The 6,719-nt window shown below is 75.1% G+C and carries 10 protein-coding genes; 7 read left to right on the top strand and 3 right to left on the bottom strand.

The window, feature by feature from the left end:
• Positions 1-142: 142 nt before the first annotated feature.
• Positions 143-1,060: a pentapeptide repeat-containing protein gene (locus ACFV4N_RS37400; RefSeq protein WP_499677402.1), complete on the top strand. Its 918-nt coding sequence runs from the start codon at positions 143-145 to the stop codon at positions 1,058-1,060.
• Here ACFV4N_RS37400 and ACFV4N_RS37405 read toward each other — a convergent pair.
• Positions 1,048-1,599 (bottom strand): CGNR zinc finger domain-containing protein, encoded by a 552-nt coding sequence (locus ACFV4N_RS37405; RefSeq protein ID WP_499677403.1) that lies wholly within the window; start codon positions 1,597-1,599, stop codon positions 1,048-1,050. The genes ACFV4N_RS37400 and ACFV4N_RS37405 overlap by 13 nt on opposite strands.
• Positions 1,600-1,625: 26 nt before the next feature.
• Between ACFV4N_RS37405 and ACFV4N_RS37410 the strand changes: the two genes are divergently transcribed.
• The 5 genes from ACFV4N_RS37410 (at position 1,626) to ACFV4N_RS37430 (ending at position 4,758) form a co-directional block, all read left to right on the top strand.
• Positions 1,626-1,808 (top strand): hypothetical protein, encoded by a 183-nt coding sequence (locus tag ACFV4N_RS37410; protein WP_499677404.1) that lies wholly within the window; start codon positions 1,626-1,628, stop codon positions 1,806-1,808.
• 12 nt (positions 1,809-1,820) lie between these two features.
• Entirely contained in the window at positions 1,821-2,576 is a 756-nt protein-coding gene (locus tag ACFV4N_RS37415) for a TetR/AcrR family transcriptional regulator (protein WP_499677405.1), read from the top strand.
• Between the two features lie 21 nt (positions 2,577-2,597).
• On the top strand, positions 2,598-3,347 hold the full coding sequence (locus tag ACFV4N_RS37420) for an alpha/beta fold hydrolase (protein ID WP_499677406.1): 750 nt from the start codon (positions 2,598-2,600) through the stop codon (positions 3,345-3,347).
• Complete coding sequence (locus ACFV4N_RS37425; protein ID WP_499677407.1) at positions 3,335-4,048, top strand: SDR family NAD(P)-dependent oxidoreductase; 714 nt, start codon at positions 3,335-3,337, stop codon at positions 4,046-4,048. The genes ACFV4N_RS37420 and ACFV4N_RS37425 overlap by 13 nt, the downstream gene beginning before the upstream one ends.
• Positions 4,049-4,137: 89 nt before the next feature.
• On the top strand, positions 4,138-4,758 hold the full coding sequence (locus tag ACFV4N_RS37430; protein ID WP_499677408.1) for a class I SAM-dependent methyltransferase: 621 nt from the start codon (positions 4,138-4,140) through the stop codon (positions 4,756-4,758).
• Here ACFV4N_RS37430 and pip read toward each other — a convergent pair.
• Complete coding sequence (gene pip / locus ACFV4N_RS37435; RefSeq protein ID WP_499677409.1) at positions 4,755-5,720, bottom strand: prolyl aminopeptidase; 966 nt, start codon at positions 5,718-5,720, stop codon at positions 4,755-4,757. The two genes, ACFV4N_RS37430 and pip, sit on opposite strands and share 4 nt — an antisense overlap.
• Positions 5,721-5,762: 42 nt before the next feature.
• On the opposite strand from pip, the gene ACFV4N_RS37440 reads away from it, so the two are divergent.
• Complete coding sequence (locus ACFV4N_RS37440; RefSeq protein ID WP_499677410.1) at positions 5,763-6,263, top strand: MarR family winged helix-turn-helix transcriptional regulator; 501 nt, start codon at positions 5,763-5,765, stop codon at positions 6,261-6,263.
• A gap of 102 nt (positions 6,264-6,365) precedes the next feature.
• Here ACFV4N_RS37440 and ACFV4N_RS37445 read toward each other — a convergent pair whose 3' ends face one another.
• Entirely contained in the window at positions 6,366-6,512 is a 147-nt protein-coding gene (locus tag ACFV4N_RS37445) for a hypothetical protein (RefSeq protein ID WP_499677411.1), read from the bottom strand.
• Between the last annotated feature and the right edge of the window lie 207 nt (positions 6,513-6,719).

Consider the following 6,719-nt stretch of genomic DNA (forward strand, 5'->3'; position numbering starts at 1 on the left):
GGGGGGCGGGGCGCGCCGGGTTTCGCGGGGGCTCGGGGGCCGCCCCCGGGGGGGCGGGGCCCGGGTGCCCTTCGCGGCTCGGGGGGGGGTGTTGGGGGGGGGGGGGGGGGGGCGGGGTCGCGGGTGGGGGCATGATCGGGGTATGTCCTCGTGGCTGGTTCCGGTGGCGGTGGCGGTGGTCGTCGTGGTGTGGGTCGGGGTCCGGCACGCGCGGACGGCGCGGGCGGACGCGCTGCTGGACGAGCACGCGCGGCGGCGGTTGACGCCCGGGGTGGTGGCGGTGTCGCCGGTGTCGGTGTGGCGGGAGGCCAACCGGTTGTTCCGGTCCGGGGACCGGGAGGGGCTGTTGCTGCTGGCCGAGATCGGCCGGCGGGTGCCGCGGCGGCGCCAGGCGGTGGTGGACACGTGGCTGGCGGCGTTGCGGGGCGGGGTGAGCCGGGGCCTGGACGTGGCGTGGCGGTCGGCGGTGCAGCGGGAGCTGGTGTCGCACCTGCGGCCGGGCGGTGACTTCTGGCCGGGGATGGACCTGGTGGCGCCGGGGGCGATCCTGGTGGACCTGGACCTGTCGGGGTGCCGGGTGGGTCGGGTGAACCTGGTGGGCGCGGTGTTCGTGGGCGACGCGCGGTTCGAGGCGGCGACGGTGACGGGGGACGCGGACTTCTCGGGGGCGCGGTTCCTGCGGCACGCGGTGTTCGCCGACGCGTTGTTCGCGCGGTCGGCGTCGTGGTCGCTGGCGGTGTTCACGGGCAACGCGTCGTGGCGGTCGGCGCAGGTGGCCGGAGGTCTGGTGGTGTCGGGGGCGAAGGTGTCGGGCCGGGCGGACCTGCGGGGCATGGAGGTGCACGGCACGGCCGACTTCCGGGGCGCGCGGTTCGGGGGTCGGGCGTTGTTCGGCGGGGTGGTGCTGCACCGGGACGCGCTGTTCGGGCACGTGTGGTTCCGGGGCCGCACGGACGTGGGGTCGGCGCTGATCGGGGAGGCGGCGGAGTTCGGGCACGCCCGGTTCGGCCGCCGGGTGCTCAGCGGCGACCAGGGCGAGCGGGGCGATCAGCGGGCCTGACCCGCCGGGTCCCCGGTCCGGTCGGGGGTGGGGTGTCGTCGGCGGTGGTCGGCGACGTGGACGCGGTTGGCGCAGCGGGTGGTGCAGTAGCGGCGGCGGCCGTTGCGCGAGGTGTCGACGTAGGCGGTGCGGCAGCCGGGCCGGGCGCAGCGGCCCAGGCGGGTGGGGTCCTCGCAGACGGCGTGGGCGAGCCCGGCGGCGGTGAAGGCGCGCACGCGGTGCGCGGTGGAGGCGTCCTCGGGGGCGAAGTGCAGGTGGGGCGCCTGGTGGTCGTGGGTGGAGATGTAGGGCTTGCTGGCGGTGTCGGCGAGCAGGGCGTTAACCAGCTCGAACTGGTCGGGCGTGTGGTCGAAGACGGGGGACAGGCGGGCGGCCCAGTCGGTGAGCTGGCGGGCCTGGGCGGCGTCGAGGGCGCCCAGGGGTTTGTAGCCGTGGTCGCGCAGCAGGCGCAGCAGGTCCTCGGCGGTGCTGTGGGGGTCGGCGTTGACCAGGGCGGCGGCGAGCGCGGCCGCGGACCCGCCGTAAGGGTTGAAATGCACTGAACCATGACACCACGCTGGGCGGCGTGATCTCCAGGTGCCCCGCGTGCGGGTGGCCCAGTGCCGAGCGCGTCTACCCGGTCTCGTCCCACCCGGTGTCCTCCCGGACGGTGGTGGACTACGTGCGCTGCGTGTGCGGGGTGTGGCTGGTGCTGGAAGCGGGGCGGGTGGTGGCCGCCGCGGGCGGGGCCCGATCGGAGGTCGGATAGGGTCCCGTCCTCGTGAGTGGCCGCCGGGAGTCCAACCGCCAGGAGTCCGACCGCAGGTCCGGCGGTCGCCGTCGTGCCGACCGCCGCCGGGAGCTGCTGTGCGACTGCGCGATCTCGGTGCTGGCGGCCGAGGGCGGACGGGGCCTGACGCACCGGGCGGTGGACCGGGCGGCCGGCGTGCCGGAGGGCACGACGAAGAACTACTTCCCCACCCGGGAGGCGCTGCTGGAGGCGGCGGCGGGCCGGATGACGCTGCTGCACGCCGAGGCGGTGGGCCGACTGCGGGAGACCACGCCCCAGGGGATCACCCCGGCGGAGGTGGCACGGCTGTACCCGGCGCTGCTGCGGCGCGCCGTGCGGGAGGACCCGACGCAGCTGCTGGCGATGGTGGAGCTGTACCTGGAGGCGGTGCGACGACCCGGCGTGCGGGAGGCGCTGGGGCGGATGGCGGTGTCCAACGCGCGGGCCTCGGCGGGCCTGCACGCGGCGGCCGGCCTGCCGGGCTCGCCGCGCGGCGCGGGGGTCCTCGACGCCTACTTCCTGGGGATGGCGGTGACGTTGCTGGCGCTGCCGGAGGAGGCGGTGCGGGCGGTGGGCATGGACGACCTGCACGCCCTGGGCTCGGAGCTGTTCCGGGCCGCCGTCCCCGGTGCCGCCGTCCCGGACGCGGCCGCGCCGGGTCCCGGCGCGCCCGACGGGACCCGGTCCGACGACGACGGCGACGACGACGGCGGGTTCGTCGCGGCGGGCGGGGTGCCGGGCCGGTAGCGCGGCCCGTAGGTTCGACCCATGGTGATCAGGGGAACGGGCGGCCCGGTCGAGGGGACCGCGGCCGGGGTGCCGTACGTGGCGCTGCCACCGGCACACGACCGCACCGGGAACGGCCGCCGGGGGAGGAGCGGCGTGGTGCTGGTGTGGCACCTGCTGGGCGAGCCGGGCACCCCGCACGACATGGCGGCCGCGCTGCCGCTGCACGGCCTCGACGCCTGGCGGGTCTACCCGGCCCTGCCGGTGACCGAGCCCGACCCGACCCGCTCGGACGTGGTGACCTCCTGGTACGCGCCCCTGGTGGAGTCCTCCGTGGCGGCCGTGCCCGCTCTCCTCGACCACCTGCGCGACGAACTCGCCCTGGACCCCGGACCGGTGGACCTGGTGGGCGGCTCCGCCGGCGGGCACGTCGCGCTGCTCACCGCCGCCCGCGGCGTGGCATCGGTGCGCCGGGTGGCGGTGGTGAACCCGGCGGTGACCGCCGAGTCGGTGGTCGCCGCCTCGACCGAGCACCACGGCCTGCGCTACGAGTGGTCGCCCGAGTCCCGACGGGTGGCGCGGGAACTGGACGTGACCGCCCACGCGCCGAACTGGCGCGCGCCCCTGCTGGTGGTGCGCGGCGAACTGGAGTACCCGGCGTTCCGGCCCGTGCAGACCGCCCTGGTCGACGCCGTGCCCGGCGCCCGGCTCGTGGAAGTACCGGGACTGGCGCACATGCCGGTCTCGCACGCGGACGTGGTGAACGCGGAGGTGACGGCATGGCTGGCCTGATCGTGGTGACCGGCGGCAGCCGGGGCATCGGCGCGGCCGTGGTGCGCCGCGTCGCGCGCGAGGGCAACCGGGTGGTGATCGGCTACCGCGCCGCCCGCGACCAGGCCGAGGCGCTGGCCCGCGAGGTCGGCGGCGTCGCCGTGCGCGCCGAGGTCTCCGAGGAAGCCGACGTGGAGGAACTGTTCGACACCGCCGCCGAACTGGGCCGCGTGACCGGCGTGGTGATCAACGCCGGCGTCACCAGCCCGGTCGGCACCCTGGCACAACTGCGCACCGAGGACCTGCGCCGCGTCCTGGAGGTCAACGTGGTGGGCGCCCTGCTGTGCGCCCGACGCGCGGCCCGCGACCTCCGCGAGGGCGGCTCGATCGTGTCGCTGTCCTCGGTGGCCGCGACCCTGGGCGCACCGGGGGAGTACGTGCACTACGCCGCGAGCAAGGCCGCGGTCGAGGCGATGACCGTGGGCCTGGCCAAGGAACTCGGCCCGCGGGGCATCCGGGTCAACGCCGTCGCCGCCGGCACCGTGCGCACCACCATCCACGAACTGTCCGGGGTACCCGACCGCCCCGACCGCGTCGCCCCGATCATCCCCCTGGGCCGCCCCGGCGAACCCGAGGAGATCGCCGAGGCCGTGGCCTGGCTGCTCGGCGACGCCGCCTCCTTCACCACCGGCGCGGTCCTGAAGGTCAGCGGAGGCCTGTGAACACCCCCGACGAACACCCGCGACCCGGCGCGGACCACCGACCCGACAGCCGGACACCACACCGGGCCGCGCCCCCCGCCACCCGCCCGGTGGACGACCCCGCCGACTTCATCCGCACCGCCACCACCCCGCGCACCCCGCCCCTCACCCCCGAACTGCGCCTGCACACCGCCGACGACGTCATCACCCTCTGGCAGGGCACCGGCACCACCGAACCCCCGTTCTGGGCCTTCCCCTGGGCCGGCGGCCAAGCCCTCGCCCGCCACGTCCTCGACCACCCCCACCTCGTCGCCGGCCGCACCGTCCTCGACATCGCCTCCGGCTCCGGCCTCGTCGCCCTCGCCGCGGCCCACGCCGGCGGCCACGTCACCGCCAACGACATCGACCCCCTCGCCGCCCACGCCATCGCCCTCAACGCCGCCGCCAACCACCTCACCCTCCACATCACCACCGACGACCTCCTCGACACCGCACCCCCCGTGGACGTCCTCCTCGCCGGCGACGTCTTCTACGACCGCGACATGGCCGCCCGCTTCGAACCCTTCCTCCTCGCCGCCCACCACCGCGGCACCCTCGTCCTCGTCGGCGACCCCCAGCGCTCCTTCATGCCCCGCCACTGGACCCGCCTGCACACCTACGCCGTCCCCGTGCCCGTCGACCTCGAAGGCGTCGACACCAAGACCACCACCGTCTGGACCCCACCCGCCTAACGCCGACCCGCGAACCGGTCCGTCGCCGCCACCACCGCCTCCGCCATCCCGGCGTCCCGCACCGAGTGCGACGCACCCGGCACCACCACCAGCTCCGACCCCGGCCACGCCCGCGCCACCTCCCACGCCGTGCGCAACGGACCCTGCATGTCCCACCGCCCGTGCACCAGCACCGCCGGGATCCCGCGCAACCGGCCCAGGTCCCGCATCACCTGGCCGTCCGGCAACCACGCCCGGTGCCGGAAGAACCGCGCCGTGATCCGCGCGAACGCCATCCGCCACGCCGGATCCGCCACCCGCGGCCCCGGCACGTGACCCGGGTCCAACGACACGATCGACGACTCCCACGCCACCCAGTCCCGCGCCGCGCGCTCCCGCACCACCGGATCCGGGTCGTCGAGCAACCCGTCATAAGCCGCCACCAGGTCCGCGGCGCCCCCGCCGACACCCTCGCCCGCACCCGCCCGGAACCGCGCGTGCTCCTCCGGGAAGAACATCCCCAACCCCCCGTAGAGCCAGTCCAGCTCCGCGTGCGCGCCCGTCGTCACCGCCACCAGCACCACCTCGGACACCCGCTCCGGGAACGACTGCGCGTACCGCAACCCCAACGTCGAACCCCACGACCCGCCGAACACCACCCACCGCTCCACCCCCCGGTGCACCCGCAACCGCTCGATGTCCGCCACCAGGTGCGCCGTCGTGTTCACCGACAGGTCCGTGCCGTACACGCTCGCGTGCGGCACGCTGCGCCCGCTCCCGCGCTGGTCGAACAGGATGATCCGGTACGCCTCCGGGTCGAACTGCCGACGCATGCCGGGGGAGCAGCCCGTCCCCGGACCACCGTGCAACCCCACCACCGGCTTGCCGTCCGGGTTGCCGCACTCCTCCCAGTACACGAGGTTGCCCTCGCCCACGTCCAACATCCCGCACTCGTACGGCTCGATCTCCGGGTACAGCGCCATCAGCCCTCCAACCAGAAACAACAGCACTGTTACATTAGGGGAGTGGACCACCGATTTTTCCTCGGCACCCGCCTGCGCCACCTCCTCGACCAACTCGACGCCGACCTCGCCCGCGTCTACACCGACCTCGGCCTACCGGGCTTCCGCCCCCGCTACACCCCGATCATCCAACTCGTCCACACCCACGGACCCCAATCCATCCGCAGGCTCGCCGACACCATCGGCATCACCCACTCCGCCGTCAGCCAGACCGTCAACCAGATGCACCGCGACGGCCTCGTCGACCTCGTACCGGGGGAGGACGCCCGCCAACGCCTCGTCCACCTCACCGACCACGCCCGCGCCCTCAAACCCACCCTCGACGCCGAATGGGAAGCCACCAACGCCGCCGCCCTCCGACTCGACGCCGAACTCCCGCACTCCCTGTCCGACGCCGTCGACGCCGCGCTGCGCGCCCTGGCCGACAAACCCCTCCGCGAACGCATCCACGAGCACCTCACCCCGCCGACCACGGAGGAGGAGGGCCCGAAACGACTTACTTAACATAATGTAGATTATCGGCGTTGCGGCACAGGCCGCCGACCAGGGCATCCAGGACGAGGACCGCCCGGCGCGAACCGAACGCGCACCGCGCACGCCGACACGTCACCACCGCACGCACGCCACGTCCGCGCCGCCGCGCACCGGACGCCCGTAGTCGAACGCGCCATCGGCCGCCTCGCCGGCCGGGCCCTGGGCGGCCCGGGAGCCGGGAGTGCCCCGGCGACCGAGGCGGGCACCGCGGCCCGCCACACCACCATAGAAACGTCACAGTGACGGATTATGGGTGGTGTGGACAGGCGGTGCGGAGGTCGTGCACGACGCCACACGCGACACCGCCGCGATGATCAACGCTCTGCCAGGCCCCGGGGCCGCCTCCGCAGCCGCGCACCCGAACCGCCCGGACCGATCAGTGCGCGCGCCAGACACGCGCGCGCACGTCGAACACGACGTCACGTG

Source organism: Actinosynnema sp. NPDC059797 (assembly GCF_042732085.1).
Taxonomy (GTDB): Bacteria; Actinomycetota; Actinomycetes; order Mycobacteriales; family Pseudonocardiaceae; genus Actinosynnema.

What these genes read in the sequence shown, in the direction of transcription:
- ACFV4N_RS37400 (WP_499677402.1), top strand. Translation starts at nt 143, where the DNA reads ATGTCCTCGTGGCTGGTTCCGGTGGCGGTGGCGGTGGTCGTCGTGGTG.
- ACFV4N_RS37420 (WP_499677406.1), top strand. Translation starts at nt 2,598, where the DNA reads ATGGTGATCAGGGGAACGGGCGGCCCGGTCGAGGGGACCGCGGCCGGG.
- ACFV4N_RS37425 (WP_499677407.1), top strand. Translation starts at nt 3,335, where the DNA reads ATGGCTGGCCTGATCGTGGTGACCGGCGGCAGCCGGGGCATCGGCGCG.
- pip (WP_499677409.1), bottom strand. Translation starts at nt 5,720, where the DNA reads ATGGCGCTGTACCCGGAGATCGAGCCGTACGAGTGCGGGATGTTGGAC.